Raw genomic sequence first — 25,321 nt, 5'->3', positions numbered from 1 at the left:
GTTCTGCCAGATGTGCTTGGCCTCGCGATACTCGTTCAAGCCGGACGGCCCCAACTCCCGCCCCACACCCGAACGCCCGAAACCGCCCCACTCCGTTGCGCATCGCGCATCCAATTGCTTGTGATGGAACAATGTCGGCTGACCTGACGCACGTCAAGACATTGGCGGATGACGATTTCAGTCCGCGAGCAACCGTTGTGCCCCCTCGCCCGGACGGGTCACTCGGCGCCGGTGGCGAGCCGCGCCGGGATGCAGAGCGGCTGGTTGGGGCGTTCTCGCCCGGTCGGCGCGAGGGACGGCGCGAGGCGTACGAGGACGGCCTCGCGCCGCGCGCCCGGGCACACGAGCGCGCCCGCCCGGCCGTGCCGTCGGACCGGGAGCGGGCGCGCGTCGTGCAGACGAGGGTCAGAAGCCCCGGTCGATCCACTCCTGCAGATGCGGGGCCTCCGCCGCGACGGTGGTCGTGTCCCCGTGACCGGTGTGCACGGTCGTGTCACCCGGCAGGGTCAGCAGCCGGTCCCGGATGGAGTCGACGATCGTCGGGAAGTCGCTGTACGACCTTCCCGTCGCTCCGGGGCCGCCGGCGAAGAGCGTGTCCCCGCTGAAGAGGGCCCGCAGCGCGGGCGCGTAGAGGCAGACCGCGCCCGGGGCGTGGCCCGGGGTGTGCAGCACGGTCAGTTCGACGCCGCCCACGGTGAGGACCTGGCCGTCGGCCAGCTCGCCGTCGGGCGCCCGGTCGGGGTGGGTCTGCTTCCACAGCGGCAGGTCGTCGCCGTGCAGCAGGATCGGTGCGCCGGTGCGGTCCGCGAGGGCGGGCGCTGCGTCGATGTGGTCGTTGTGGGCATGGGTGCACACGATGGCCCGCAGGGTGCGCCCGCCGAGGGCGTCGGCGATGGCCTCGGCGTCGTGCGCCGCGTCGATGACCACCGCCTCCTCGGCGTCGCCGACGATCCACACGTTGTTGTCCACGTCCCAGACCCCGCCGTCCAGCGAGAAGGTGCCCGAGGTGACGAGCCGTTCGACGGTGACGCCGGCCATCAGAACGTCACCACCGAGCGCAGCACGTCGCCGCGGTGCATCCGCTCGAAGGCCTTCTCGACCTCGTCCAGGGCGATGGTCTCGGTGACGAAGGCGTCCAGATCCAGACGGCCCTGGAGGTAGAGGTCGATGAGCATCGGGAAGTCCCGGCTGGGCAGGCAGTCGCCGTACCAGGAGGACTTCAGGGCGCCGCCGCGACCGAAGACGTCCAGCAGCGGCAGCTCCAGCTTCATCTCGGGCGTCGGCACGCCGACGAGGACGACCGTGCCGGCCAGATCGCGGGCGTAGAAGGCCTGGCGGTACGTCTCCGGGCGACCCACGGCCTCGATCACCACGTCCGCGCCGAAGCCGCCGGTCAGCTCGCGGATCGCCTCGACCGGGTCGGCCTCCCGGGCGTTCACGGTGTGGGTCGCGCCCAGCTTCCGCGCGGTCTCCAGCTTGAGGTCGTCGATGTCCACCGCGACGATTCTGGACGCGCCCGCCAGATTCGACCCGACGACCGCCGCCGCTCCCACCCCGCCGCAGCCGATGACGGCCACGCTGTCACCGCGCCCGACCTGTCCGGTGTTGATGGCCGCGCCGATGCCCGCCATCACGCCGCAGCCGAGCAGTCCGGCCGCGGCGGCGGAGGCGGCCCGGTCGACCTTGGTGCACTGTCCGGCCGCCACCAGCGTCTTCTCCGCGAACGCGCCGATGCCGAGGGCAGGCGAGAGCTCGGTGCCGTCCAGGAGGGTCATCCGCTGCTTCGCGTTGTGGGTGGCGAAGCAGTACCAGGGACGGCCGCGCAGACAGGCCCGGCACTGCCCGCACACGGCACGCCAGTTGAGGATGACGAAGTCACCGGGGGCGACGTCGGTGACGCCCTCCCCCACGGACTCCACCACTCCGGCGGCCTCGTGGCCGAGCAGGAAGGGGAAGTCGTCGTTGATGCCGCCCTCGCGGTAGTGCAGATCGGTGTGGCAGACCCCGCAGGCCTCGACCTTCACCAGCGCCTCACCCGGGCCCGGGTCCGGCACCACGATCGTTTCCAGGCTGACGGGGGCGCCCTTGCCCCGCGCGATGACGGCACGGACCTGGTGTGTCATGGCCACTCCTCAACTGATACGAGCACTGCGACGACTGCGGGAACCCATGAGCGCCCGCGAGAACGGCGAACCGAAGTTGCTTATTACGGCACACAGCTCATGGATCGCAACAAGCATCATGGAGGGCCGACCAGCGGTCAAGGAGTCGGCGTGCCGCGAAACCCGCCGAGGGGGCGCGAACACCGAAGGGCGCCGCCCGCTCGGTGAGCGTGGCGGCGCCCCGGGCGCGGTGCGGGCTACTTCCTGCTGCGCCGCAGGAGCAGGAAGACGAGGGTAGCCGCCGCGGCGAGCCCGACGACCGCCTTGCGGTGGTCGCGGACCGGCTCGGGCGCCTTGTCCTGCCACAGCTGTTCGGCCTGTTCCGCCCTGCTCCTGACCTGCCCCGCGGCCGCGGCCGCCTTGTCCTTCACGGGAGCGGGCACCTTCTCCTCCAGGGCGTGGGCCGCCTCGGCCGCCTTCGCCCTGGCCTGCTCGGACAGGTGCGTCGCCTTCGCGCCGGCCTGTTCCTTCAGCTCGGCGGCCTTCTCCTGGGCGCGGGCCTTCACATCCGCCTTCGCGGCCAGCGACTCGACCGTCGCGCCGAGCTCATGGCGCGTCCGCTCGACCCGGTGGCGCAGCTCGTCGGGGCCCGCGGGCTCGTTCTGGGAGGGCTGGGTCATCGTCGTGCACTCTCCTTGATCTCCGACACATCGGCCTTCACGCTTTCCACGGCACGCTCGGGCAGCGGCGGCGCGGCGCGGCCGACCTGCTTCTTGCCGGTCAGCGCCAGCACGGCGGTGATCACCGCCAGCACACCCGTGACGATCAGGGCGGCGGCCCACACGGGGAGCGGCACGGCGAGCCCGGCGATCGCGGCGGCGATCAGCGCCTGCAGGGTGAGGACGCCGAAGAGCCCGGCCCCGCCGAAAAGCCCGCCGCCCTTGCCGTACCGCTTTCCCTTCTCGACCATCTCCGCCTGCGCGAGCCGCATCTCGCCGCGCACCAGGTCGCTCAGCTGTTGCGAGGCGCGTTGCACCAGTGCGCCGACCGACTCGCCGCCGTCCTCGGCGCCGCGAGCGCCGTGGCCGCCGGTCATGCCGTACCGGCCCGTCTCGGCCATCGTCATCACCCCTTTTCATCATGCGGTGCCCGCCGAGTACCCGCCGACCGGCGAGAAAGGCATACGGACCGCACCGCGCATACGACCGCCCCGCGCACACGGACTGCGCACCGGACTACGGCACACGCAGAGCCGGGCAGGTCGCGTGTCAGGGGGCGGCGACCGCGCACGTGCGCACTGCGGTGACGTAGTTCAGCTGCGGCCCGTATCCGGCGAAGGTCGCCTGGCCGCCGGGTGCGACGCGACGGCAGGGCGCCGGCTGCCCGTCCAGGTACTCGACGGTGACGTCCTGGGAGGCGGCGCAGTCGTTGACGACGATGGTGTAACGCCAGTCCGAGCGGTAGCTCACGCAGTCGGGCGCGGGCTCCGGAGCGGCGTCCGCGGCCCGACCGACGCCGCCGGCAGCGGCGGCGGCGGGGAGGAGCCAGGCGAGTGCGGCCACGGCGAGGACGCCCGCGCGCAGGGAAGGACGAGTCATGGCATGCCCCTTGAGGGTCGAGAGGAACGGTCGGGAGGAGCTGGACGGGCGTCATCCTCACGGCCGTGACGGTTCTTGCGCAAAATGATGCAAGGAATTTCAGACATGGTTCAGGGTTGGACTTGACGGGTGTCCGCCGGCCGGGTGGGGAGCACCCGGTTGGCCCCTCGCCTCGCGCGGTGGCGCGGGTCGTTGCCTAGCGTCGAGGCGAAGGCCACCTCGGCCGGGAGGAGACGCCCATGCCACGCCGCGCCACCGTCGCAGGCATAGCCGCCGCGATCCTGACCGTCGCTCTGCTGAGCGGCGTCGCCCACGCCCAGGATCTCGATTGCAGCGACTTCACCTTCCAGGAGGATGCCCAGGCCGTCTTCGACCAGGACCCCAGCGACCCCAACCGGCTCGACGAGGACCGGGGGCCGGACGACGGCATCGCCTGCGAGGCTCTGCCCCGCCGGACGCTGCCCACCCTGGTTCCCGCGACGAGCAGCCCGGCACCGCGGTCGATCAGCCCCACGCCGGCCGTGAGCAGCCCCGCGCCGGTCGTGAGCAGCTCCGCGCCCGCCTCCAGCAGCCCGGCGCCGTTGCCCACCCTGGGCGTCCGGGGCGGCGCGGGCGGCGCCGTCACCGCCGGTCCGTCCGGCTGGGACGTGGGCATCGGCGCGACCCTGACGACGGCGGGCCTGCTGGCCGCGGCCGGCTGCGTGCGGCGTCGCCGGCGCCGTCTCTGACCGGGGTCACCCCCGCGCGACCAGGTTCTCCGGTCGTCCGGACCAGCAGGGTCAGCCGGGTCGGACCGTGCCGTTGGGATGCCGTCCGGGGCCCTCGGTCTGCGAGGTGAGCGGCGTCGGCGAGAGGACGGTGTCCTCCTCGCCCGGCTCCAGCAGGGTGGCCGCCGCGCCGACGACGAGCGGATCAGGGCGGCCGACCGCCCCGACGTCCTTGGCCGCGTAGTCGACGCGGTGCAGGAGACTGCGCATGGCTTCCAGCCGGCCACGCCGCTTGTCGTTGCTCTTGACGACCGTCCAGGGCGCGTGGTCGGTGTCGGTGGCGCGGAACATCTCGACCTTGGCGGCGGTGTACTCGTCCCAGCGGTCGAGGGAGTCGAGGTCGGCGGGCGACAGCTTCCACTGGCGCACCGGGTCGACCTGGCGGATCGCGAACGGTGTCCGCTGCTCGGCCCGCGACACCGAGAACCAGAACTTCACCAGGACGATGCCGTCCTCGACCAGCATGTCCTCGAAGAGCGGGCACTGCTTGAGGAACAGTTCGTGCTCGCGTCGGGTGCAGAACCCCATGACCCGTTCGACGCCCGCCCGGTTGTACCAGGAGCGGTCGAAGAAGACGATCTCACCCGGCCCGGGAAGATGGTCGACGTAGCGCTGGAAGTACCACTGCCCCTTCTCGCGCTCCGCGGGCCGGGACAGCGCCACGATGCGAGCGCCCCGGGGGTTGAGTCGTTCGGTGAAGCGCTGGATGGTGCCGCCCTTGCCCGCCGCGTCCCGCCCTTCGCAGATCACGACCAGCCGTCCGCCGGTGTCCTTGACCCAGCGCTGCAGTTTCAGCATCTCGATCTGCAGGACGCGCTTGGCCCGCTCGTACTCCCTGCGCCTGACCTTGCGGTCATAGGGGTAGTTCTCGCGCCACGTCGTGATGGGCCGGCCCACGTCGTCGAGCAGCACCGGCTGTTCCGGCCGGCGGTCGTCCACTGTCAGCCCGTCGAGCAGCCGGGCCTCGGCCTCGTCACGATCCATGCGGTCCGCGCCTCCCTGGTGTGCGTCGTGGTCACCGTCGCCTTCCCTGACGCCCCGGCGACATGTGGGTTCCGTGCCGACGTCCGCCCGAAACACGCGGACCGGGCACACCTCGCCGCCCGCCCGACGTGCCGGTCACGGCGGTCGGGGTACACGGAACGGACCATGCAGACCTTCCTGCCGTATCCGGATTTCACCGCATCGGCCGCCGCCCTGGACGCGCGGCGACTGGGCAAGCAGCGTGTGGAGGCCCTCCAGGTCCTGCGCGGCCTGACCGTCGCGGGCTACGGGTGGCGCCGCCATCCGGCGGTGCGCATGTGGACCGGCTACGAGGAGGCCCTGGTGCGCTACGGCCTCGAGATCTGCGGCGTCTGGACGGCGACCGGCCGGGCGGACAGCTGCGCCGCGTCACTGGTGGCCGGATTCGGCGGCCGACGGCCCGGCGTCCGGACCCAGGAGGAGCTCGCCGAGGCGGGCGAGCTGCCGCCATGGCTGGGCGACGGCCCGTTCCACCGCAGTCACCGGTCGGCGCTGGTGCGCAAGGACCCGGCGTTCTACACGGCACGGTTCCCGGACGTCCCCGACGATCTGCCGTACGTATGGCCCGCCTCGGACCGCGACGGCGAACGACCGGCGCAGGGGCGGGCGTAAGCCGCTCGAACCCACGTCGCCGGCGCCGACCGGCCACCGCCGAGCCCGATATGCGCAAGATGTACGCATAGGTCGCATATTGGCGGATACCCGAGCCGCATGGCACGGACACTGAAGCGGCACGGGCGGCACAACGGGCATGGCACGTCGACCCTGGAGGCGGAGCAAGGCCGGGCGCGCGACCCGGGCCCGGACGAGCGGACGCAGGAGCGCTCACCCGCCGCGGGCCCGGACGAGCAGGTGGAGGAGCGGGCCCCGGACAGTCCGGCGAGACTGCCTGGCCACTCCTGGAAAGCGGTGCTCAAGGGCACGCTCAAGGAGTTCAAGAAGGACGAGCTGACCGACCGGGCGGCGGCGCTGACCTACTACGGGATCCTGGCCCTGTTCCCGGCGTTGCTCGCACTCGTGTCCCTGCTGGGGATCGTCGGACAGTCGGCGACGCAGCAGGTGCTCGACAACATCCAGAAGCTCGCCCCCGGGCCCGCCCAGGACATCCTGCGCAACGCCGTGCGACAGATGCAGGGCGGCGGCGGGCTGGGCTCGGTCATGGCGATCGTGGGTCTGGTGCTCGCGGTGTGGTCCGCGTCCGGCTACGTCGCCGCGTTCATCCGCAGCGCGAACGCGGTCTACGACGTCCCCGAGGGCCGGCCGGTCTGGAAGGTGCTGCCCGTCCGGGTCGGCGTCACCGTGGTCCTCATGGTGATGGCGGTGATCAGCGCGTTGATCGTGGTGTTCACCGGCGGCCTCGCACGGCAGGCGGGCACCGCGCTCGGAGTCGGCGACGCCGGACTGACGGCGTGGTCGATCGCCAAATGGCCGGTACTGGTGGTCCTGGTCACGATCATGATCGCGCTGCTGTACCGGGCGGCCCCGAACGCGAAGGTCCGCGGGTTCCGCTGGATCACGCCGGGGAGCTTCCTCGCGCTCCTGATCTGGATGATCGCCTCCGGCGGGTTCGCGCTCTACGTGGCGAACTTCGCGTCGTACAACAAGACGTACGGCACGCTCGCGGGCGTGATCGTCTTCCTGGTGTGGCTGTGGATCACCAACCTGGCGATCCTGCTCGGCCTGGAGTTCGACGCGGAGCTGGCGCGCCAGCGCGCCGTCGCGGGGGGTCACCCCGTCGACGAGGAGCCGTACGTCCAGCCGCGCGACACCCGTAAGTGGGACGAGGAGGACCATCGCCGCCTGGGCTCCTGACCCGCCTCGGCTCCTGACCTGCGGGCGCGGCCGGGCCCCTTGACGGAGCCCGTCGACCTCCGCCGCCCTTCGCCGCCGTTCGTCACCGTTCGTCGACCTCCGTCAGCCTCCGTCGGCCGCCGGGCCCCCGCAGCCATCGGAGTGGAGAGGTCCGGTCGCGATAGGCCGTTCGCCGCCCGGAACGGGACAGGGCGGCGGACGTGACTACCCTTGGCAGGAGTCGCCCATCAGGGGATAAAATCTGACAAAAATTCTGTAAGGAACCGAAGATGGGTCCTCGTGTCAGCCTTCCGGCCGGGAAGGGCCGGTCCCTCGTCCGTGCGCTCATGGCGCTCACGGTCGCCGCCGTCCTGACCCTGTCCGGGGCCTGCGCCGGGGACGGCGGGAGCGGCGGGAGCGGCGACGGGGAGGACAACCCCACGGTCGGCCTGCTGCTCCCGGGCGGCGGAGCCTCCCGCTTCGGGCAGTTCGACCGGCCCCTGATCGAGAAGAAACTCAAGGAACTGTGCCCGCACTGCCCCCTCACCGTCGCCGCCACGCCCGACCCGGCGGTCCAGCGGCAGCAGCTGGAATCCATGATCACGAGGGGGGTGGACGTGCTGATCGTCGCCGCCGTCGACCCCGAGCTGCTGCGCCCGTCGGTCGAGGCCGCGCACCGGGCCGACATTCCGGTCATCGCGTATGACCGGCTCGCACAGGGCCCGATCGCCGGTTACGTGACCTTCGACGGCGCGAAGGTCGGCAAGCTCCAGGGCGAGGGACTGCTGAAGGGCATGGGGGCGAAGGCGGACGGCGGGCAGATCGTCATGATGAACGGCGCCACGACCGACCCCAACGCCGCCTGGTTCAAGCGGGGAGCCCTCTCCGTCCTCCAGGGCAAGGTGAAGGTCGGCAAGTCGTACGACGTCGTCGGCTGGCGGCCGGAGAACGCCTTCGTCGACATGCGGAGCGCCATCTCCGCCCTGGGCGGCGACCGCATCGACGGCGTGCTGGCCGCCAACGACAGCCTCGCCGGCGCCGTGATATCCGCCCTGCGCGCCGCCGAGGTGCGCCCGCTGCCGCCGATCACCGGCCAGGACGCCGACCTCGCGGCCGTGCGCCGCATCGTCCGGGGCGACCAGTACATGACCGTCTACAAGCCCTTCAAGCCGGCCGCCGACGCGGCGGTCGAGATGGCCGTCGCCGTGGGACGCGGCGACTCGGTCGGATCCATCGCCACCGGCACTGTCAGCAACGCCACCACGAAGAACATCCCGGCGGTCCTGCTGCCCTCCGTCTCCGTCACCGTCGACACCATCAAGGAGACTCTGGTAAAGGATGGTGTGTACACCATCGCCCAGATATGTCCGCCGAGTCTCCGGGCCGCCTGCGCCGAAGCCGGACTCCTCTGACGCGCATGGCCGGAACCGACAGGAGGTGGCCCGTGGCGGTTCAGCCCTTGCTGGCGCTGCGCGGCGTCTCCAAGCGGTTCGCCGCCGTCCAGGCGCTGGTGGACGTGGAGCTCGAGATCCGGGGCGGAGAAGTGGTCGCCCTGGTGGGCGACAACGCCGCCGGCAAGTCCACGCTGGTCAAGGTGATCTCCGGCGTCGGGCCCGCAGACCGGGGCGTCATCGAGTGGCGCGGCGCCCCCATACAGATCAGACGCCCGCAGGACGCCCAACTGCTGGGCATCGCGACCGTCTACCAGGACCTCGCGATGTGCGACAACCTCGATGTCGTCGGCAATCTCTTCCTCGGCCGGGAGATCCACCGGCTCGGCGTCCTCGACGAGGTCGAGATGGAGCGCCGCACCCGCGATCTGCTGCACACCCTGTCCATCCGCATCCCCGACGTGCGGGTGCCGGTCGCCGCCCTGTCCGGCGGTCAGCGTCAGGTCGTCGCCATCACCCGTTCGCTCCTCGGGGAACCAAGGCTCCTCCTGCTGGACGAGCCCACCGCATCCCTGGGCGTGGAGCAGACGAGTCAGCTCCTGGACCTCATCGAGCGGCTTCGCGACCGGGGGCTCGGGGTGCTCCTCATCAGCCACAACATGGGCGACATCAAGGCCGTCGCCGACCGGATCGCCGTCCTGCGCCTCGGACGCAACAACGGCGTGTTCGACGTGAACACCGCCTCCCAGGAACAGATCATCGCTTCCATCACCGGCGCGTCGGACAACGCCGTCGGCCATCGCTCGACCCGGGCCGAGGAGACCTGGCCGTGACGGGGAGGGAGAACGGGGCGCGCACCGAGGAGGACGCGTCCGACGGCGGTCGGCTGCGCGACCGGCCCCGGCGGGGCGTCGAAGGCCTCCGCGCGGTCGCCGACGCGGTGGCCCGCCGGCTGCACGCGCACGACCTCGGCCCGGTCCCCGTCCTGCTGGCTCTCGCGGTGACCTGGACGATCTTCCAGGTCCTCGACCCCGCCTTCCTCTCGCCGCGCAACCTGTCCGTGCTCAGCGTCGACATCGTCGGCACCGGCATGATCGCCGTCGGCATCGTCTTCGTGCTGCTGATCGGCGAGATCGACCTGTCGGTGGGCTCGCTCGCCGGTCTCGCGGGCGCCGTGTTCGCGGCGCTCAACGTGAACCTCGGGATGCCGGAATGGCTCGCGGTGATCATCGCGGTGCTCTGCGGCGCGGCCGCCGGGGCGGTGCACGGGTTCTCCTTCGCCCGGATCGGCGTTCCCGCGTTCGTCGTCACCCTCGCGGGCCTCCTCGCCTGGAACGGCGTGATGCTCTATCTGCTGGGGACGGAGACCGCCGTCAACTTCAGCGAGACGGGTCTGGTCGCCACCCTGACCAGCCGCTACTTCAGCTCTGCCGTCGTCACCTACGGACTCGCGACGCTGGCCCCGGCGGCCTGGCTCCTCGCCTCCCTGCGTGAGCGCAGACGCCGCGAAGCCGCCGGGATGCCCTGCCGGCCGGTGGGCGGGATCTGGGCGCGCGCGGGCCTGCTCGCGGTCGTCGCGTTCACCGCCGTCCTGGTCCTGGGCCGGTTCGAGGGACTGCCGCTCGCCCTGCTGATCTTCCTCGCGGTCGTCGTCGCCTCCGACCTGTTCCTGCGTCGGACGCCGTACGGCCGGCAGATCCTCGCCCTCGGCGGCGGCGTGGAGGCGGCCCGGCGATCCGGCCTCGACGTGACGCGCGTGCGGATCGCGGTGTTCGTGGTGTCGGGGACGCTGGCGGCGGTCGGCGGCCTGTTCGTCGCGTCGCGGCTCACCTCGGCGAGCCAGGCGCCGGGCTCCGGCATGCTGCTGATCAACGCCATCGCCGCGGCCGTCGTCGGCGGCACCAGCCTGTTCGGCGGGCGCGGCTCGCCCTGGTCGGCGCTGCTGGGCGTGCTCATGGTCCAGTCGATCGCCTCCGGCATGGCGCTGCTGGGAGTCGAGCCACCGGTGCAGTTCATGGTCACCGGCGGGGTGCTGTACGCCGCGGTGGTCCTCGACTCGCTGGCACGCCGCGCCGCGTACGCCCGGGGACGCCCCTGACGGCACGGCGCACCGCCGTGCCGTCACCGTCCTGGGCGCCCCGTCCTATGCGTCCGGTCTGCGGCGTCCTCGCGCGGCCGCCGATCGAGCCGTTTCCGGCGGACGCCGACGCCGGTCGGCTCAGGACGCGGACGCCAGCCAGTCGCGGTAGCGGGTGGGGGCGATGCGCGCACCGCCGGGCGTGGTGAGGACGTCGCCCTTGACGACGCCGAACATGCCCGCGGCGTCGTCCACGACGACCTCGCGCCCGTCCCCCTTGGCCGCGATGGTCACCCGGCCGAGCTCGTCGAGGGTGAAGACCTCGGGACCGCCGATGTCGCGGACGCCCTGAAGGGGCGCGCCGACGGCCGCCTCGGCGACGGCGGCGGCCACGTCCGCGGCGGCGATCGGCTGGATGGGCGTGCGCGGCAGCCTGACGGTGTCGCCGTCCGTGGTCCAGGACAGGACAGCGTCGACGAACTCCATGAACTGCGTGGCCCGCACGATGGAGTACGGGATGCGACCGGCTTCGAGGAGTTCCTCCTGGAGCGCCTTCGCCCGGTAGTAGTCCAGCTCGGGCACCTGGTCCACGCCGACGATGGACAGGACGACCACGTGGCCGACGCCGACGGTGCGGGCCGCTTCCAGCAGGTTCTCCATCGACGTCCGGAAGAAAGCGGGCGACGCCTCGTCGAACGTCGGCGAGTTCGTCAGGTTGACGACCGTCTCCGCGCCGGCGAGCGCCTCGTCGAGGCCGGTCCCGGTGATGACGTCCACGCCGGTCGACTGCGCGGCCGCCGTCGCCTCGTGCCCCTGTTCGTTCAGCCGCCGGACCACCTGCGAGCCGATCAGGCCGGTACCGCCCAGCACCACGATCTTCATGGCCGTTCCCTTCGTCGCCCTGCACCGCGTGTCCGGACGGCACGCCCACGCCGGAGTCCGCCTCCCTCGCGGGCACACTTAACCGGACATCTCTTATCCGGAATAATACTCGGACAATGAGTGTCCGAGTCAAGGACGTGGGTAAGGTGAGTCGCGTGAAGATGTCGGGCGGGGTCGAGTGGGCGCTGCACTGCTGTGTCGTGCTGACCTCGGTGCACGAGCCGGTCCCGGCCGCCCGGCTCGCCCAGCTGCACGACGTCTCCCCCACCTACCTGGCCAAGCAGCTCCAGGCCCTCTCCCGCGCCGGCCTGATCCGTTCCGTGCAGGGCAAATCGGGAGGTTACGCCCTCACCCGCCCGCCGGAGATGATCACCGTCCTCGATGTGGTGGACGCCGTGGACGGGCCCGGCCCCGCCTTCGTGTGCACAGAGATCCGCCAACGCGGCCCCATGGCCACCCCCGCCGAGGCCTGCACGACCCCCTGCGCGATCTCCCGCGCCATGGCCGCGGCCGAGGCCGCACGCCGCGAGGCCCTCCGGGCCGTCAGCGTGGCCGACCTCGCGGCCGAGGTGGAGTCGGACTACGGCCCGGGCGCCCTGAACGGCATCGCCGCCTGGCTGGGCGCCCCGGGCGGCTGACGCGGTCGAGGCGGTTGGGTCGCTCGAGGCAGCCGCCCATGGGCGCCGGGCCGCCACGCCCCGGCCCGGCCCGGCCCGGCCGGGAGCCGGACACAGGGGCCCGGGACGGCATCGTCTTCGCCGTCCCCGGGGCGTCAGCCGGGCACATCCGTGCCGCGCGGCTCCCCCGGTGGGCGGGCCGCCTGCGGCGGGGCCTTCAGACGTCAGGCGTCGAGCACCGCGGCGACGGCCTCGATCTCGACGAGCTGGTCGGCGTAGCCGAGCACGGTGACGCCCATCAGGGTGCTGGGGACGTCGTGTTCGGCGAACGCGTCGCGGACCACCTCCCAGGCCGTCACGAGGTCCTGCTGCCGGCTCGACGCCACGAGCACCCGTGTGCTGATGACGTCGTGGAGCGACGCGTCGGCGGCGGCGAGCGCCGTCCGCATGTTCTCGACGGCCTTGCGAGCCTGCCCGGCGTAGTCCCCGACCGCCGCCGTGGAGCCGTCCTCGTTCAGAGGGCACGCGCCGGCGAGGAAGATCAGACGGGACTCGGCGGGCGCCGTGGCCGCGTACGCGTACTCGGCGACGTCGGACAGGGCGGCGGAGCGGATCAGGGTGACGGCACGAGGCACGGTCTGCGGGTCCTTTCCCGGGGACGAGGAGCCCGGACATCCTTGCAAGAGGCCCAGTACGGCGCCTCTGCTTTTCCGAACGGCGACACCGGGCACGGGCGTTCAGCCGATGCGCGGTGCGAGGCCGAGACCGCGGCCGAGACCGAGCGCGGCGAGCGCCGCCTCGCCTGCGGCCGCGTGGGCGCCCCCGGCGAGCAACAGGGTCCGGGCGGCCTGATAGGGGCACCCCGCCGCCTCGAACGCCGCCGCCGTGTTCAGCAGTCGCGCCTCGTCGCCGTCCAACAGCGCTTCGGAACGGTCCAGTTGGGCGGTGGCGACGGGGTTGCCTGCGACCGTGCCGCGGGCGGCCCCGATCCGCTCGCGGGCATCCGGGCGCCCGGCCAGCGCCGACGCCTCCGCCCGCACCGTCACGTACCAGTGCAGCCAGACCCACGTGACCCACTTCCACACCCGGTCCGGCGGCGGCGCCACCCGCTCCAGCGCCGCATCGGCGTCCCCCCGGTGGAGCGCCGCCGTCGCGTCGAAGACCGCGCCGTAGCCGTGGCGGTGCTCGGACTCGTGACCGGCCTCGTCGACGATCGCCAGCCACTGCGCCCTGGCCTCTTCGTCGCCGCGCAGCCCGTGGACCATCGCGACGGACGCGGCGGCCGGGCCGAGCGAGAACGACCGCTGCCGGCCGGCGCGCTCCCACGCGTCGAGGAAGCGCGCGCCGCCCGCGAGCACTTCGTCGCCGGCGCCCGCGAAGGCGTCCGCGACCAGCAGCCAGGAGACGGCGTGATGACCGGCCTCGGCCAGCAGCGGATGAGCGGCGAGCCGGCGACCCCACCGCCGGGCCCGGGGCAGCTCGCCCACCCCGAGCGCGGTCGCGGACGCCATGGCGAGGGCGTCCATGCGCTCGTGCGCGGCGGCGGGGGTACGCGGCGCCGCGGCCAGCACGTCGATGCGGCGGGCGGCTGCGTCCGCCGCCCCGAACGGCCGGCCCGCCCAGCTGTGGGCGCCGGAGAGCGCGTCGAGGGCAGCGGACTCGGCCACCGGGTCGTCCGCCCGCCGGGCCAGGTCCACGGCCCGCTCGGCGTGTCCGACCGTCTCGTGCGCGGTGTTGTCCGTGTCGCCCTGGACCGCGCCGAAGGCGTCCGCCACCACCGCGGCCTCGGCCAGCGCCACCGCCGCCCCGGCCGCCGGGCCCGTGTCGCGGCACAGTTCGCGCGCCGCCGCGAGCAGGCCTTCCGCCTCCTGCGCGGTGGGGACCCGTTCGAACGTGCTGGAGAAGCGGTACGCGACGGTGGCGGCGGCCGCCAGGTCACGGCCTGCCGCCTCGGTGTCGCCGGCCCGGCGGGCCGCGTCCGCCGCCGCACGGTGCAGGCGGAGCATGTCGTCGCCGAGCCGGCGGCAGCCGGCCACCCCGGCCGCGCTGCGCAGCGCGGCGGCGGCGCCGGCCGGATCGCCCGCGGCGTCGGCGAGCGCGGCCGCCTGCTCGAAGCGCTGCTGGGCCTCGCCGACCAGGGTGCGGGCGAAGGCCAGGCCGGCCAGGGACCGTGCGAGGCGGCAGGCGTCCTCGCGCCGCTCCAGCAGTTCGGCGGCCCAGGCCAGGGCGGTGCGCAGGTCGTCGGCCGTCGCGTCGAACCGCGTCCGGCGGCCCTCGTCCGCGAACTCCGCCTGCACGTCCGCATGATGGACCGCGTTGACGTCCGCATGGTGCGCGTCCTCGAGGGCGGACGCGGCGGTCAGGCACCAGCCGAGGTGGCGGGAGCGGACCTCCGCCGCCTCGTCGGCGTCGGCCAGTCGCCGGCGCCCGTACTGGCGGACGGTCTCCAGCGCCCGGTACCGGAAGCCCGTCGGCGTCGTCGTGGCGGTCAGCAGACTCTGCTCGGCGAGTCTCGCGAGGCCGTCGGGGACCGCGGCCGGGTCCAGCGGCGCGAAGGCCGCCACCGCGGCCGCCGCCTCGGACGTGAACGGCGCCGCGAACACCGAGATCCGGCGCAGCAGCGCCCGGTCCCGCGGCTCGAGCAGGTCGTGGCTCCAGTCCAGCACCGCCCCCACCGAGCGGTGCCGGTCGTGCGCGCGCGGCCCTCCGGCGAGCAGGCGCAGCTGGTCGGTGAGACCGGCCGTGAGGCCCTGCAGCCCCAGGGCGGGATACCGCGCAGCCGCCAACTCGATGGCCAGCGCCATCCCGTCGAGGCCGGCGCACAGGGCCGCGACGCCCTCGATCGCCGTCGCGTCCGGAGCGCGGCCGGCCGCCGCCGCCCGCTCGACGAACAGCGCGACGGCCTCCGAGTCCTCGCCGTCCGCCCAGGACAGCGGCGGCACCTCGAAGGCCCACTCGAACGGCACCAGCATCCGGGCACGGCTGGTCGCGAGCACCTGCACTCCCGGGCAGGCCGTCAGCAGCCGCTCCAGGAACGGGGCCACGCCCTCGATGATCTGCTCGCAGTTGTCCAGCACCAGCAGGGTCCGATGGTCTGCCAGCGCGGCGAGCACCGTCTCGTCCACGCCGCGCCCCGGCTGCTCGCCCGTGCCCGTCGTCGCCGCGACCGCCGCGCCCACCCGCCGCGGATCGGTGACCGGGGCCAGGTCCACGAACCACGCCCCGTCGGGGAACTCCCCGGCCGTCTGCTCCGCGACGGCCAGCGCGAGGCGCGTCTTGCCCACGCCGCCCGGCCCGACCGCGGTCACCAGCCGGCGCGTCTTCACGGCTTCGGCGAGGTCGGCGCGCTCTCGCGTCCGGCCCACGAACGCCGTCAGCGGCGTCGGCAGCGTCCGCGTCGGGCGCGGCTGGCCGGCGCGGGCGAGGTCGGCGGCACGCCGGGCCAGGGTGCGCCGGTCCGGCGCCCCGAGCTTGCGCAGCAGCGCCGAGACGTGGGACTCCACCGTGCGTACCGAGATGAACAACTGCGCGGAGATCTCCGCGTTGCTGAGGTGCTCGCCGAGCAGCGCGAGCACTTCTGCTTCCCGGGCCGAGATCACTGGAGTGGACACCGGGACATTATCCGTGGCCCCGTCCAAGTGCTGTCCGTGGTGCTGTCCGTGGTGCTGTCCGTGGTGACCACGGAGGCGGTCGGCAGTGTGCCCGGGAGAGGCTGTGACCACGGCGTTCGAGCCCCGGCAGGGCCACCGCGACGCCGCTCGCGACCACGCCGCCGACCGCAGGAGCGACCATGACCGAATCGTCCGCACCGGCGTCCGAGCCCGCCACGGACTCGCGGCCCGAGCCCACGAACGCCGGACCCCGCCCTCGCGCGGTGCGCCGTCGGGACGCCGAGCACCGGCTCGCCCACGACGTCGACGTCTGGGTGGCCAGCGCCTCTGCCGACGGCATGCCCCACCTCGTGCCGCTCTCCTTCTGCTGGGACGGCCGCACGCTGCTCCTGGCTACCCCGGCGGACAGCCCGACCGGCCGGAACCTGGCAGCCTCCCGGACCGCCCGGCTGGCCCTCGGACCCACCCGGGACGTCTGCATGATCGAGGGCGAGGCCGAGGTCCTCGGCATCGACGCCCTGCCGCCCTGGGAGGGCGACCGGTTCGCCGAACGCACCGGCTTCGACCCGCGCACGCTCACCACGCCGTACCGCTGGTTCCGCGTCACCCCGCGCCGCGTCCAGAGCTGGCGCGAGGCGGACGAGCTGAACGGCCGCGAGCTCATGCGCGACGGCCGCTGGCTGGTCTGACCACGCCGGACCGCCGTTCAGCGGACCCCGAGTCATCATCCAAGCACCCACTCTGACGGATCATCGAACAAGGAGCTTTCGCCATGACGAACACTCAGCAGCCCGCCGCCGACAACGCCGCCCCGGAGAGGTTCGACGGGTTCACGGCCGAGGAGCGCGCCGCGATGAAGGAGCACGCCCGGGACCTCAAGACGACCGCGCGCCGCAGTCCGCGCACCGCCAAGGCGGACGCCGAGAAGGACGTGCTGGCGAAGATCGCCGACATGGCGGACGCCGACCGCGTCCTCGCCGAGGCACTGCACCGGATCGTCACGGCGGCCGCTCCGGACCTGGCCCCCAAGCTCTGGTACGGGATGCCCGCGTACGCCAGGAACGGCAAGGTCGTGTGCTTCTTCCAGAGCGCGCAGAAGTTCAAGACCCGGTACGCCACCCTCGGCTTCAGCGACCAGGCGGACCTCGACGACGGCGTCATGTGGCCCACGACGTACGCCCTGACGAAGCTGGACGCCGCCACCGAGGCCCGCATCACCGAACTCGTCGCGAGGGCGGCGGGCTGACGCGCCGGTCCGGGACGGAGGCTCGAGCAGCCGAGCTGAGACAGCGGGTTGAGCGGCGGTGACCGCCGGGGCGATCAATGCGCCCCGGCGCTCCTGCAGTTCAGCCCCCTTCACGTTCCACGGGGAGCCACAGCTCGGCATCGGCCTCGCTCCCGTCCTGCGACAGACGGGTGCGAAGGATCTCGGGGCCGGGACGGCTGCGGTACGGGTTCGAGGGGAACCACTCGGTGAACACGTCCCGCCACAGCACCTGGATGGCCTCCGGCGCCGGCCCGGAGGCGGTGAAGACCGCCCACGTGCCGGCCGGAACATCCAGGCGGGCGGTCCCCTCGGGGGCTGCCGCGGACGTGATCACCCCGTGGTAGTAGTCGAGTTCGGTGCCCTCGGCACGGCTCGGGTCCAGATCGTCGCATACCGAGACGACACCGCCCGGCTCCTGGTCCGAGAGACCCCCCAGCTCCTCCAGGACCCCCGGGTCGATCCCGCGCACGAGGTCGATGATCGCCTGGTTGGGCCCCAAGTGCACCAATGGCGCCCGGGCCTTGAAGCCGACGACGGTGAAGTCCGGCCTGTCCACCACGCGATAGCGCATGCTGCTGCTCCCTTCGACGGTGAGACGGAAGGTCAACCGGGGCTGGGAGACGAGGGCCGCGCCGGTGCGCCGGGCCTCGCCCGGGCCGACGCCGTGCACGGCGCGGAACGCCCGCGCGAACGCCTCGCCCGAGCCGTAGCCGTAGCGGACCGCGATCTCCAGCAGCGGTTCGCGTCCCGCGAGCACGTCGGCGCCCGCGACCGTCAGCCGCCGGCGCCGCACGTACTCCGACAACGGCATGCCCGCCAGCGCGGAGAACATCCGGCGCAGGTGGTACTCCGAGGTGGCCGCGATGCGCGCCAGCACCGCCACGTCGAGGACCTGGTCGAGATGGCCCTCGATGTGGTCCATGGCCTGGTTGAGCCGCTCCAGCACGCCAGGTCCCCTTCCCTTTCGTGATCACCACGCTAGGCGTGCCGCACGCCGGCGGACCCGACATCCTGTGCCCGATCGGATCGGGTGGACGGGGCGCCTGAGATGTGGATCACATTTCGGCTGTCGATGTCACACTCCGGCCCCCTCGTGCCCTCTCAGTTCGCAATGCACCCTCGACGGAAGGCCCAGAGAATGCACGACCCGCTGCCCGGCTCGCCGACGGACTCCGAGTGGGTCGACCCCCATCCGGTGGACGCCGAGCCGGTGAACGCCGAGCCGCTGGACGCCGATCGCGTGGACCCCGGTGTGACGCAGGCGTTCCACGACCACCGTGAGCTGCTGTTCTCCCTCGTCTACAACATTCTCGGCAGTGTCGTCGACACCGAGGACGTGCTGCAGGAGACCTGGCTGTCCTGGGCGGCCCGGCACCGGGCGCCGGACGCGGAGCGGGTCGACCACCCGCGCGCCTACCTGGTCCGGATCGCCGTGAACGCGGCGCTGGCGCACCGGGACGCCGTCGACCGCCGGCGCGAGACCTACGTCGGCCCGTGGCTCCCCGAACCGCTCGTCGGCCCCCTCGCCGCGACTCCCGCACCCGACGACGCGGCGGACGCGGCGCTGCGCGCCGAATCGGTGTCGATGGCCCTGCTGGTGGTCCTGGAGACGCTGACCCCGCTGGAACGCGGGGTGTTCGTGCTGCACGAGGTGTTCGGCTACGCCCACACCGAGATCGCGGAGATCCTCGGCCGCAGCCCGGCGGCGATCCGTCAGCTCGCCCATCGGGCGCGGGAGCACGTGCACGCCCGCCGGCCCCGCTACGAACCCGACGCGCGCCTGCGGCAGCAGGTCACCGAGCGGTTCCTGGCCGCCGCGCTCGGCGGCGACCTCGACGCACTGCTGCGGATGCTGGCCCCGGACGTCACCCTGTGGGGCGACGGCGGCGGCCAGGGGGTGGGGGGTCTGCGACCGCTGCACGGCCGGGACAAGGTCGCCCGGCTGTTCGCCGCCGTCGCGCCCCGGTCGGGCCGGGGACTCCACATCGCCTATCGCAGCGTCAACGGCGACCCGTCCGCGGTGCTGTTCCTCGGCGACACCCCGTACGCCGTCCTCGTCCTCGATCTCACGCCCGACGGCGACCAGGTGTGCGGCATCTACGCGGTCGCCAATCCCGACAAGCTCTCCCGCGTCGACTGACGTCCGCGGCGCCGACCGAACCACGAGGAATCCACGTGATGCGAAGAATGATGTCCTGGCCCGGCGGCAGGACGGCGAAATGGGTCGTCCTCGCCGTCTGGACGCTCGTCCTCGTCCCGGCCGTTCTGCTGGCAGGCAGGCTCGGCGACGTCGAGGAGAACGACAACGCGGCCTGGCTGCCCGGCAGCGCCGAGTCGACCGAGGTCGTCGCCCGGGCCGAGCGGTTCCCGCTCGCCGACACCGTGCCCGCGATCGTGCTCTACGACCGCCCGGAGGGCGTCACGCCCGCCGACATGGCGAAGGCCCGCGCCGACGCCGAGGCGTTCAAGGCCGTCGCGAACGTCGTCGGGCAGCCGCAGGGCCCCGTGCGGGCGCGGGACGGCAAGGCGATCCGGACCGTGGTCCAGGTCCACAAGGACAGAACGGGCTGGGAAGGGATCGGCAAGGTGGTGGACGCGCTCACCGAGGTGGGCGAGACCGACGCCGACGGGCTCGGGTTCCACGTCACCGGACCGGCCGGACAGGCCTCCGACTCGATCAGGGCGTTCAGCGGCGGCGGCGGTCTGACGACGATCACCGCTGCCGTGGTGGTGATCATCCTGCTGCTCACCTACCGCAGTCCGGTGCTGCCCCTGCTGCCGCTGCTGACCGCGGGCGGAGCCCTGGTCACCTCGGAGGCGGTGCTCTACCTGCTGGCGAAGCACGCCGGACTCACCGTCAACAAGCAGACCGGCTTCATTCTGACCGTGCTGGTGTTCGGGGCCGCCACCGACTACGGCCTGCTGCTGATCTCGCGGTACCGGGAGGAGCTGGCACGGCACGACGACCGCCACGAGGCGATGGCGGAGGCGCTGCGCCGGTCGGTCCCCGCGATCGTGGCGAGCGCCGGCACGGTGGCGGTGAGCCTGACGCTGCTGATGCTGGCCACCCTCAACTCCACACAGGGTCTCGGCCCTGCCTGCGCCGTCGGCGTCCTCGTCGGGCTCGCCGCCATGGTCACGTTGACGCCGGCCCTGCTGGTCGTCTGCGGCCGGTGGATCTTCTGGCCGGTGCGGCCGTCGCAGGGGTCCGGCGCGGGCGCCGGACAGGGTGTGTGGGACCGGATCGGCGCCGCCGTCGCCGGCCGGCCGCGGGCGGTGTGGATCGGCGCCGCGCTCGTCCTCGGCGCCATGGCGACGGGGATGCTCGGGCTCAGGGCCGACGGACTGTCCGGTACGGACCAGTTCACCGGCCGACCGCAGTCGGTCGCCGGCGAGGAGATCATGTCCGCCCACTTCCCGGCCGGATCGGGCGACCCCCTCCTCGTCGTGTCCGACGCGGACTCCGCGCAGCGGGTGAGGTCCGCGCTGGCCGCGGTCCCGGGAGTCGCCGACGTCTCGGCGCCGATGGTCGAGGGCACGACGGCGATGGTGCTCGCGGAGCTCGAGGACGACCCCAGCGGCACGGCCGCGATGCGCACGGTCGAGCGTGCCCGGACGGCCGTCCACCGCGTCGAGGGCGCGCGGGCCCAGGTCGGGGGCAACAGCGCGATGCTGCTCGACACGCGCGACGCCGCCGCCCGCGACTCCGCGGTGATCATCCCGGTCGTGCTGATCGCGGTGTTCCTCGTCCTGGTGCTGCTGCTGCGGGCCGTCGTCGCGCCGCTGTTGCTGATGGCGACGGTGGTGCTGTCGTTCGCGGCGGCGCTCGGCGTCAGCGGCCTGGTGTTCCACCACGTGTTCGGCTTCGCCGGGACGGACGCGTCCTTCCCGCTGCTGGCGTTCGTGTTCCTGGTCGCGCTGGGCGTCGACTACAACATCTTCCTCGTCACCCGGGTGCGCGAGGCGGCGCTGCTGCACGGCACCCGGCGGGGCGCGCTGACCGGGCTGTCCGCGACCGGAGGTGTCATCACGTCGGCCGGGCTCGTGCTGGCCGGCACGTTCGCGGCGATGGCGTCGCTGCCGTTGGTGTTCGCGGCCGAGCTCGGGTTCGCGGTGGCGTTCGGCGTGCTGCTGGACACCCTCGTCGTCCGTTCGGTGCTGGTCACCGCGCTGACGCTGGACGTGGGCCGGTGGATGTGGTGGCCCGGCCGCCTGTTCCGGCGTCACGACCCTGCGCCGCCGTCCTCGCCGGGCGAGCCCGCATGCGAGCCGCTGCTCCCGGGCACGCGACGCTGACGGTCCCGCCGGCCGGGCGCGGCCCGGCCGGCGCGGCACCGGGCGCCGGGGGCGGGGGCGGGGTCGCTTCCTCTGAGGCTCCTCAAGTCGCTTGGCAGGAAAGGGAGACGGCGGCCACGATGATCGACATGACGGGACTCACGGGACTCAACAGGAAGCACGACGTCGTACCGCTCATCCGGGACTCGGATCTGGTGGCGGCCGCCCTTCGGCAGGCGCTCGCCGACGCCTCGCCACAGGAGCGCCCCGGACTGGAACGCGCCGCCGCCCTGGTCGAGTCCACCGCCGCCGCCACCGACGGTCAACTGCGCGCCCGATGGGTCCGCGCCCGGCTCGCCTCGGCCGGCTTCACCGGCGACCTGGCCTCTGTCGCGGCGCTGAGGTCGCTGCGCAGGGCGGAACCGGACCTGAGCCTGCTGGCGGCCGTGCGTCTGCAGAAGGACGCGCTGGCGTTCCCGGAGTGAACGGCCAGCGCCCAGGCGTCGGCTGCACGGCCTGGCGCCCACCGCTCGCCGCTCCGGGTCAGCGGGGTGTCCGCCAGGTCATGATCTCGGTGGCCGAAAGGCGTTCGGCGAACCGGTCGTCGGGCGACTCCTGTCGCAGGAGGGCGCGCAGATCCCGCTCGACCGCTCGTAGTAGGCCGCGCTGCCCCGGAACAGAGAGCTGTCCCACTCCCACCCGTCAGGCATCGGTCCCCGCCGCGGGCTTCGCGCGGTCGTCCTGTCCCGCCGGTCATGACGGGCAAGTTGTCCGATGCGTCACGCTCCCGGCATCGGTTCCCCGCCGTCCCGGCCGCCCCGGAGTACGGTTCGCCGGCTTACGGTTCGCCGCTGCCGCGCGTCGGGCCCGGCCTCCCGGCGCGGACCCGCCGCGACAGCCTCGCGCGTCCGGGGCCGCTCACCGTGCGACGTCGGCGGGACGGGGCACCACACGGGCCAGTCGCAGGACGCCCCAGAGCAGGACGAGGGCGCCGAGCGCCTGGGGAAGCAGCCACCAGCCGGCGCGGATCCGCTCGCCGAACAGGGCGACGCCCAGCAGGAGGCTCGCCGAGGCGTCCCCGATCGTCAGCGCGGGCTGGGACGCGGTGAGGGGACCTGCCTGAAGCGCGTTCTCCAGAAGGAGGACGGAGGCGATTCCGGTGAGGGCGAAGCCGTAGGTCTGCCAGGCGCCGAAGAACGCGGGCAGGCCGTCGTCGGCGAGGCGGCCCGTCGCCGACTTCAGCAGGGCCGCGGTCAGCGCGTTGCCGACCGCGGCGGCCGAGGCCAGCGCGGCAGCCCGGAACAGCCGGGAGGACGAGGAGCGGGCGAGCAGGACCGCGCCGGCCATCGCTCCCAGGGTGATCGCCAGGACCGGGATCCACCGGACCATGGCCGCCTGCTCGCGTGTGCCGGAAGGGGCCGCTGCGGCCAACAGGAGGGCGAGTCCGCCCACCACCGCCCCGACCGCCGTCCAGCCTTCGGCCGACAGCCGCCGGTGCAGCAGGGGGACCGCCACCAGCAGCGCGAAGGGGAGTTCGAGGATGAACACGGGCTGGACCAGCGCCATGGGCCCGTTGACCAGCGCCAGGGCCTGGAAGAGCGCCGCGCCTGCCACGCCGGCGATGCCGATCGCCCACGCGGGCCGCCGTACGAGGGCCAGCAGGAGTCGTAACCCGCCGCCCTGGTCCACGGTGGAGGCGGCCTTGCGCTGGAACGCCGTGCCCACCGCGTTGCTGGCGGCCCCGAGGACGGCGAAGAGCACGGCGAGCTCGATCATGACTCCACCATGCCGTGCGTGCCCGCTTCGTTCGGCGCGGCACGAGTACGGCCGACCGCGATGCCCGCCCACGGCCGCCGCGAAGCGCTGCGTGCGGCCGGCCGAGTCGGGCGACGGGCCGGCCGTGTGCGCAGCGACGCAGCCGGCCCGGTCCTTGAGGAGGCGTCAGCGGCGGGAGCGCAGCCGGGCGAGCAGGCCGCGCGCCTGAGCGCGGCGGCGCGGGTCGGCCGCGGCACGCCGTGCCTGCTCGATCGTGCGCTGCCCCTGAGGGCTGCGGGCGAACGTCTTGATGCGCTGGATGAGGCTCATCGCTCTGCTCCCGTGGGGTCCGTCGACGTCGTGCGTCTTCTCGGCTCAGTCCTACCCCCGAACCGGTCGAACAGGCCGGTCGGTCGCCGGTTCACGCGCATCGCGCCGCCGGCGCCGCCCGCAGGCCGCGCGGCACCTGGCCGGGCGCGGTGCGAACGGGCACGGCCGTGGTCCGCTCGGCCGCGGACGCGGTGCGGGCCGGCCGGACGCGGTGGGTCGTCTTCGCCGGATCCGCGACGGGCTCGCCGAGCGTGATGCGCCCGGCCGCGTGCAGCGCGTCGCATTCGGCGCGGGACAGGGCGACGTAGCAGCCTCCCCGGCCGCTCCGCGCGTCCAGCGGCCGCCAGTATCCGTAGGTGCGCCGGCCGTTCGCGTGCTCGGTGGCGAAGACGGGGGTGCGCGGGTCGGAGACGATGCGCAGGATGTCGGCGCCGGCACGGCTCAGCGGCTCCGCGGGACGGGAGGGAGCCTTCCGCACGACGGTCCCCGCACCGCGCTCCGCCGGGACGTCCGGGAGGGGCAGCCGTCGTGCCGCGGCGGGCCGGCGATTGGCGGTGGTCGGCATCATCGGTGACCTTTCCTGGGCGGGGACTGGAGACCGACTACCCGGCCGAGCCGGAGTTGATCTCTCTCCGGAGGCATCCTTCATCACACCACTGACAACGGGCCGTTCCGTAAGTGCCGTCGCCCGCGCGGTGTCTGACGGATCCTCACCAGGTCAGGAGAAGAACCCCCGCGGCGCGGGCAGGCCGGGCGTGAAGGAGGACGGCGCGCTCATGACCCGGTCCAGTTCGCGGCGGATGCGTTCGGCCTCGCCGCGCACCTGCGCGGGAACATCACCTCGTTCGCTGACGAGGCGGTGGTAGATCGGGGTGTCGTCGAAGACGGGGGTCACCGAGGAGGCTCTTCTTTCGGGTCGAACCGGCGCTTACGGGCAGTCGCCTGACGGCCCGGCAGCGGAACCGCCGAACGGCGACATCATCGTATTGTCCCCGATGCGACGAGGTGCGCGTGACGCGGGGCCCTGCGGAGGGCGGTGCGGCACCGAGTGCCGCACGCGTGGGGCGTCACCAGTGCAGCGGGTCCTTGGCCGCGCAGGCCCGGCCTGACAGGCCTTCCAGGGAGCCCGGCGCCGACTGCGCCCGCAGCAGCTGCGCGACGAACGCGGCCGTGGCGCGGTGCCAGTCGGCGCCCCGCCGCAGCATCGCGTGGTCGCCCCCGCGCACGAGGACGAGACCGGCCTGCGCGCCCGCCTGCCGGGCCCGCCGCACGTACTCCGCGGACGCCCCGGGGTCGGTGACGCGGTCGCGGTCGCCGTGCAGGACGAGGATGCGCTTGCCGGTGAGGTGGGCGACGGGTTCGCCGGGCGGACACCACGGGGCCAGCGCCAGCACACCGTGCACCGCCGGGTCGGCGACCGCTCTCAGCGCGGCCCGGCCCCCCATCGAGTGGCCGACCAGGATCACGGGCGCCTCGCCGACGAGGCGTCGCAGCTCGTCGAGGGCGCGGGCGGCGTCGTCCACCGGGTCGGCGGTGGAGTTCCAGCCCTGGTAGCGGTAGCGCACCTCGCCGACGAGGACGTCCCGGCGGTCCGTCGACGCGACCGCGGCCCGCAGGACGGGGCGCATGCGCAGGGCGGCCAGGTGCCAGGCCCTCGACGTCCTGCGGCTGTGCTCGCGACCGCCGTGCAGCACCAGGACCGCGGCCCCGGCCGACGTTGTCGGGGGGCGCCGCCCCCCCCCCCCCCCCCCGGCCCCCCCCCCCCGGGCCCCCCCCCCCCCCCCCCCCGGCCCCCCCCCCCCCCCCCCCCCCCCCCGCCGCCGCCCCCCCCGCCG

The 25,321-nt window shown here is 73.5% G+C and carries 28 protein-coding genes; 12 read left to right on the top strand and 16 right to left on the bottom strand.

Annotation, left to right across the window (positions count from 1 at the left end):
• Nucleotides 1-405: 405 nt before the first annotated feature.
• The 5 genes from ABT300_RS26115 to ABT300_RS26095 all read right to left on the bottom strand — a co-directional run bounded on the left by ABT300_RS26115 (nt 406) and on the right by ABT300_RS26095 (nt 3,700).
• A complete protein-coding gene (locus tag ABT300_RS26115; protein WP_351680200.1) occupies nt 406-1,038 on the bottom strand; it encodes an MBL fold metallo-hydrolase in 633 nt (210 codons plus the stop codon).
• Nucleotides 1,038-2,123, bottom strand: coding sequence for an S-(hydroxymethyl)mycothiol dehydrogenase (locus tag ABT300_RS26110; RefSeq protein ID WP_351680197.1), 1,086 nt, complete (start codon nt 2,121-2,123; stop codon nt 1,038-1,040). Before ABT300_RS26110 ends, ABT300_RS26115 begins: the two co-directional genes overlap by 1 nt.
• A 236-nt stretch (nt 2,124-2,359) precedes the next feature.
• Nucleotides 2,360-2,782: a DUF3618 domain-containing protein gene (locus ABT300_RS26105; protein ID WP_351680194.1), complete on the bottom strand. Its 423-nt coding sequence runs from the start codon at nt 2,780-2,782 to the stop codon at nt 2,360-2,362.
• The gene (locus ABT300_RS26100) at nt 2,779-3,198 is read right to left on the bottom strand and encodes a phage holin family protein (RefSeq protein WP_351680212.1); all 420 of its coding nucleotides are present in this window, start codon (nt 3,196-3,198) and stop codon (nt 2,779-2,781) included. The genes ABT300_RS26105 and ABT300_RS26100 overlap by 4 nt, the downstream gene beginning before the upstream one ends.
• 172 nt (nt 3,199-3,370) lie before the next feature.
• Nucleotides 3,371-3,700: an alpha-amylase inhibitor gene (locus tag ABT300_RS26095; protein ID WP_351680191.1), complete on the bottom strand. Its 330-nt coding sequence runs from the start codon at nt 3,698-3,700 to the stop codon at nt 3,371-3,373.
• 239 nt (nt 3,701-3,939) lie between these two features.
• On the opposite strand from ABT300_RS26095, the gene ABT300_RS26090 reads away from it, so the two are divergent.
• On the top strand, nt 3,940-4,428 hold the full coding sequence (locus ABT300_RS26090) for an excalibur calcium-binding protein (RefSeq protein WP_351680188.1): 489 nt from the start codon (nt 3,940-3,942) through the stop codon (nt 4,426-4,428).
• Nucleotides 4,429-4,479: 51 nt separating this feature from the next.
• Here the strand turns inward: ABT300_RS26090 and ppk2 are convergent, their stop codons facing one another.
• The gene (gene ppk2, locus ABT300_RS26085; RefSeq protein ID WP_351680185.1) at nt 4,480-5,451 is read right to left on the bottom strand and encodes a polyphosphate kinase 2; all 972 of its coding nucleotides are present in this window, start codon (nt 5,449-5,451) and stop codon (nt 4,480-4,482) included.
• A gap of 165 nt (nt 5,452-5,616) precedes the next feature.
• Between ppk2 and ABT300_RS26080 the strand changes: the two genes are divergently transcribed.
• The 5 genes from ABT300_RS26080 (at nt 5,617) to ABT300_RS26060 (ending at nt 10,770) form a co-directional block, all read left to right on the top strand.
• Nucleotides 5,617-6,102 (top strand): MSMEG_6728 family protein, encoded by a 486-nt coding sequence (locus tag ABT300_RS26080; RefSeq protein ID WP_351680182.1) that lies wholly within the window; start codon nt 5,617-5,619, stop codon nt 6,100-6,102.
• Between the two features lie 99 nt (nt 6,103-6,201).
• On the top strand, nt 6,202-7,302 hold the full coding sequence (locus ABT300_RS26075; RefSeq protein ID WP_351680179.1) for a YihY/virulence factor BrkB family protein: 1,101 nt from the start codon (nt 6,202-6,204) through the stop codon (nt 7,300-7,302).
• Between the two features lie 269 nt (nt 7,303-7,571).
• Nucleotides 7,572-8,693 (top strand): sugar ABC transporter substrate-binding protein, encoded by a 1,122-nt coding sequence (locus ABT300_RS26070; RefSeq protein WP_351680177.1) that lies wholly within the window; start codon nt 7,572-7,574, stop codon nt 8,691-8,693.
• Nucleotides 8,694-8,725: 32 nt separating this feature from the next.
• The gene (locus ABT300_RS26065) at nt 8,726-9,505 is read left to right on the top strand and encodes an ATP-binding cassette domain-containing protein (RefSeq protein ID WP_351680174.1); all 780 of its coding nucleotides are present in this window, start codon (nt 8,726-8,728) and stop codon (nt 9,503-9,505) included.
• Nucleotides 9,496-10,770: a sugar ABC transporter permease gene (locus ABT300_RS26060; RefSeq protein WP_502977995.1), complete on the top strand. Its 1,275-nt coding sequence runs from the start codon at nt 9,496-9,498 to the stop codon at nt 10,768-10,770. Before ABT300_RS26065 ends, ABT300_RS26060 begins: the two co-directional genes overlap by 10 nt.
• Nucleotides 10,771-10,890: 120 nt before the next feature.
• Here the strand turns inward: ABT300_RS26060 and ABT300_RS26055 are convergent, their stop codons facing one another.
• Nucleotides 10,891-11,631: an SDR family oxidoreductase gene (locus tag ABT300_RS26055; protein WP_351680171.1), complete on the bottom strand. Its 741-nt coding sequence runs from the start codon at nt 11,629-11,631 to the stop codon at nt 10,891-10,893.
• A gap of 161 nt (nt 11,632-11,792) precedes the next feature.
• On the opposite strand from ABT300_RS26055, the gene ABT300_RS26050 reads away from it, so the two are divergent.
• The gene (locus ABT300_RS26050; RefSeq protein WP_351680206.1) at nt 11,793-12,269 is read left to right on the top strand and encodes an RrF2 family transcriptional regulator; all 477 of its coding nucleotides are present in this window, start codon (nt 11,793-11,795) and stop codon (nt 12,267-12,269) included.
• 203 nt (nt 12,270-12,472) lie between these two features.
• Here the strand turns inward: ABT300_RS26050 and ABT300_RS26045 are convergent, their stop codons facing one another.
• Together ABT300_RS26045 and ABT300_RS26040 are read right to left on the bottom strand one after the other, a co-directional pair.
• Complete coding sequence (locus ABT300_RS26045; protein ID WP_351680168.1) at nt 12,473-12,883, bottom strand: RidA family protein; 411 nt, start codon at nt 12,881-12,883, stop codon at nt 12,473-12,475.
• A gap of 102 nt (nt 12,884-12,985) precedes the next feature.
• Nucleotides 12,986-15,859 (bottom strand): ATP-binding protein, encoded by a 2,874-nt coding sequence (locus ABT300_RS26040; protein WP_351680165.1) that lies wholly within the window; start codon nt 15,857-15,859, stop codon nt 12,986-12,988.
• Between the two features lie 179 nt (nt 15,860-16,038).
• On the opposite strand from ABT300_RS26040, the gene ABT300_RS26035 reads away from it, so the two are divergent.
• Together ABT300_RS26035 and ABT300_RS26030 are read left to right on the top strand one after the other, a co-directional pair.
• The gene (locus tag ABT300_RS26035) at nt 16,039-16,548 is read left to right on the top strand and encodes a pyridoxamine 5'-phosphate oxidase family protein (RefSeq protein ID WP_351680162.1); all 510 of its coding nucleotides are present in this window, start codon (nt 16,039-16,041) and stop codon (nt 16,546-16,548) included.
• Nucleotides 16,549-16,631: 83 nt separating this feature from the next.
• On the top strand, nt 16,632-17,105 hold the full coding sequence (locus ABT300_RS26030; protein ID WP_351680159.1) for an iron chaperone: 474 nt from the start codon (nt 16,632-16,634) through the stop codon (nt 17,103-17,105).
• Between the two features lie 100 nt (nt 17,106-17,205).
• On the opposite strand, the gene ABT300_RS26025 is transcribed toward ABT300_RS26030, so the two are convergent.
• Nucleotides 17,206-18,072 carry an AraC family transcriptional regulator gene (locus ABT300_RS26025; RefSeq protein WP_351680156.1) on the bottom strand — a complete coding sequence of 289 codons (867 nt, stop codon included), beginning with the start codon at nt 18,070-18,072 and terminating at the stop codon, nt 17,206-17,208.
• 192 nt (nt 18,073-18,264) lie between these two features.
• Between ABT300_RS26025 and sigJ the strand changes: the two genes are divergently transcribed.
• The 3 genes from sigJ to ABT300_RS26010 all read left to right on the top strand — a co-directional run bounded on the left by sigJ (nt 18,265) and on the right by ABT300_RS26010 (nt 21,886).
• Nucleotides 18,265-19,266, top strand: a complete 1,002-nt coding sequence (gene sigJ / locus ABT300_RS26020; protein ID WP_351680153.1) for an RNA polymerase sigma factor SigJ — start codon at nt 18,265-18,267, stop codon at nt 19,264-19,266.
• A gap of 35 nt (nt 19,267-19,301) precedes the next feature.
• Nucleotides 19,302-21,422, top strand: coding sequence for an MMPL family transporter (locus tag ABT300_RS26015; RefSeq protein ID WP_351680150.1), 2,121 nt, complete (start codon nt 19,302-19,304; stop codon nt 21,420-21,422).
• 128 nt (nt 21,423-21,550) lie between these two features.
• Complete coding sequence (locus tag ABT300_RS26010; RefSeq protein WP_351680147.1) at nt 21,551-21,886, top strand: hypothetical protein; 336 nt, start codon at nt 21,551-21,553, stop codon at nt 21,884-21,886.
• 58 nt (nt 21,887-21,944) lie between these two features.
• Here ABT300_RS26010 and ABT300_RS26005 read toward each other — a convergent pair whose 3' ends face one another.
• From ABT300_RS26005 to ABT300_RS25980, 6 genes are all read right to left on the bottom strand, one after another.
• The gene (locus ABT300_RS26005; protein WP_351680144.1) at nt 21,945-22,094 is read right to left on the bottom strand and encodes a hypothetical protein; all 150 of its coding nucleotides are present in this window, start codon (nt 22,092-22,094) and stop codon (nt 21,945-21,947) included.
• A gap of 225 nt (nt 22,095-22,319) precedes the next feature.
• Nucleotides 22,320-23,177 (bottom strand): DMT family transporter, encoded by an 858-nt coding sequence (locus ABT300_RS26000; protein ID WP_351680141.1) that lies wholly within the window; start codon nt 23,175-23,177, stop codon nt 22,320-22,322.
• Nucleotides 23,178-23,342: 165 nt separating this feature from the next.
• Nucleotides 23,343-23,486, bottom strand: coding sequence for a hypothetical protein (locus tag ABT300_RS25995; protein ID WP_351680138.1), 144 nt, complete (start codon nt 23,484-23,486; stop codon nt 23,343-23,345).
• Between the two features lie 91 nt (nt 23,487-23,577).
• Nucleotides 23,578-24,054 (bottom strand): hypothetical protein, encoded by a 477-nt coding sequence (locus ABT300_RS25990; protein WP_351680135.1) that lies wholly within the window; start codon nt 24,052-24,054, stop codon nt 23,578-23,580.
• Between the two features lie 150 nt (nt 24,055-24,204).
• Nucleotides 24,205-24,381 carry a hypothetical protein gene (locus tag ABT300_RS25985; RefSeq protein ID WP_199863871.1) on the bottom strand — a complete coding sequence of 59 codons (177 nt, stop codon included), beginning with the start codon at nt 24,379-24,381 and terminating at the stop codon, nt 24,205-24,207.
• Between the two features lie 172 nt (nt 24,382-24,553).
• Nucleotides 24,554-25,183 (bottom strand): alpha/beta hydrolase, encoded by a 630-nt coding sequence (locus tag ABT300_RS25980; RefSeq protein ID WP_351680203.1) that lies wholly within the window; start codon nt 25,181-25,183, stop codon nt 24,554-24,556.
• Nucleotides 25,184-25,321 lie beyond the last annotated feature (138 nt).

Source organism: Streptomyces sp. NPDC001027, from assembly GCF_040299045.1.
Taxonomy (GTDB): Bacteria; Actinomycetota; Actinomycetes; order Streptomycetales; family Streptomycetaceae; genus Streptomyces.
The sequence above is the reverse complement of the archived record's forward strand: the minus strand, read 5'-3'. Positions and strand labels throughout refer to the sequence as shown.

Excerpts from the sequence above, each read along its gene's own strand:
- ABT300_RS25990 (WP_351680135.1), bottom strand. The coding sequence starts at position 24,054 with ATGATGCCGACCACCGCCAATCGCCGGCCCGCCGCGGCACGACGGCTG.
- ABT300_RS26080 (WP_351680182.1), top strand. The coding sequence starts at position 5,617 with ATGCAGACCTTCCTGCCGTATCCGGATTTCACCGCATCGGCCGCCGCC.
- ABT300_RS26100 (WP_351680212.1), bottom strand. The coding sequence starts at position 3,198 with ATGACCGGCGGCCACGGCGCTCGCGGCGCCGAGGACGGCGGCGAGTCG.
- ABT300_RS26050 (WP_351680206.1), top strand. The coding sequence starts at position 11,793 with ATGTCGGGCGGGGTCGAGTGGGCGCTGCACTGCTGTGTCGTGCTGACC.
- ABT300_RS26010 (WP_351680147.1), top strand. The coding sequence starts at position 21,551 with ATGACGGGACTCACGGGACTCAACAGGAAGCACGACGTCGTACCGCTC.
- ABT300_RS26055 (WP_351680171.1), bottom strand. The coding sequence starts at position 11,631 with ATGAAGATCGTGGTGCTGGGCGGTACCGGCCTGATCGGCTCGCAGGTG.
- ABT300_RS26115 (WP_351680200.1), bottom strand. The coding sequence starts at position 1,038 with ATGGCCGGCGTCACCGTCGAACGGCTCGTCACCTCGGGCACCTTCTCG.
- ppk2 (WP_351680185.1), bottom strand. The coding sequence starts at position 5,451 with ATGGATCGTGACGAGGCCGAGGCCCGGCTGCTCGACGGGCTGACAGTG.
- ABT300_RS26070 (WP_351680177.1), top strand. The coding sequence starts at position 7,572 with ATGGGTCCTCGTGTCAGCCTTCCGGCCGGGAAGGGCCGGTCCCTCGTC.
- ABT300_RS26035 (WP_351680162.1), top strand. The coding sequence starts at position 16,039 with ATGACCGAATCGTCCGCACCGGCGTCCGAGCCCGCCACGGACTCGCGG.
- ABT300_RS26030 (WP_351680159.1), top strand. The coding sequence starts at position 16,632 with ATGACGAACACTCAGCAGCCCGCCGCCGACAACGCCGCCCCGGAGAGG.
- ABT300_RS26000 (WP_351680141.1), bottom strand. The coding sequence starts at position 23,177 with ATGATCGAGCTCGCCGTGCTCTTCGCCGTCCTCGGGGCCGCCAGCAAC.
- ABT300_RS26090 (WP_351680188.1), top strand. The coding sequence starts at position 3,940 with ATGCCACGCCGCGCCACCGTCGCAGGCATAGCCGCCGCGATCCTGACC.
- ABT300_RS26095 (WP_351680191.1), bottom strand. The coding sequence starts at position 3,700 with ATGACTCGTCCTTCCCTGCGCGCGGGCGTCCTCGCCGTGGCCGCACTC.
- ABT300_RS26075 (WP_351680179.1), top strand. The coding sequence starts at position 6,202 with ATGGCACGGACACTGAAGCGGCACGGGCGGCACAACGGGCATGGCACG.
- ABT300_RS25995 (WP_351680138.1), bottom strand. The coding sequence starts at position 23,486 with ATGAGCCTCATCCAGCGCATCAAGACGTTCGCCCGCAGCCCTCAGGGG.
- ABT300_RS26105 (WP_351680194.1), bottom strand. The coding sequence starts at position 2,782 with ATGACCCAGCCCTCCCAGAACGAGCCCGCGGGCCCCGACGAGCTGCGC.
- ABT300_RS26110 (WP_351680197.1), bottom strand. The coding sequence starts at position 2,123 with ATGACACACCAGGTCCGTGCCGTCATCGCGCGGGGCAAGGGCGCCCCC.
- sigJ (WP_351680153.1), top strand. The coding sequence starts at position 18,265 with ATGCACGACCCGCTGCCCGGCTCGCCGACGGACTCCGAGTGGGTCGAC.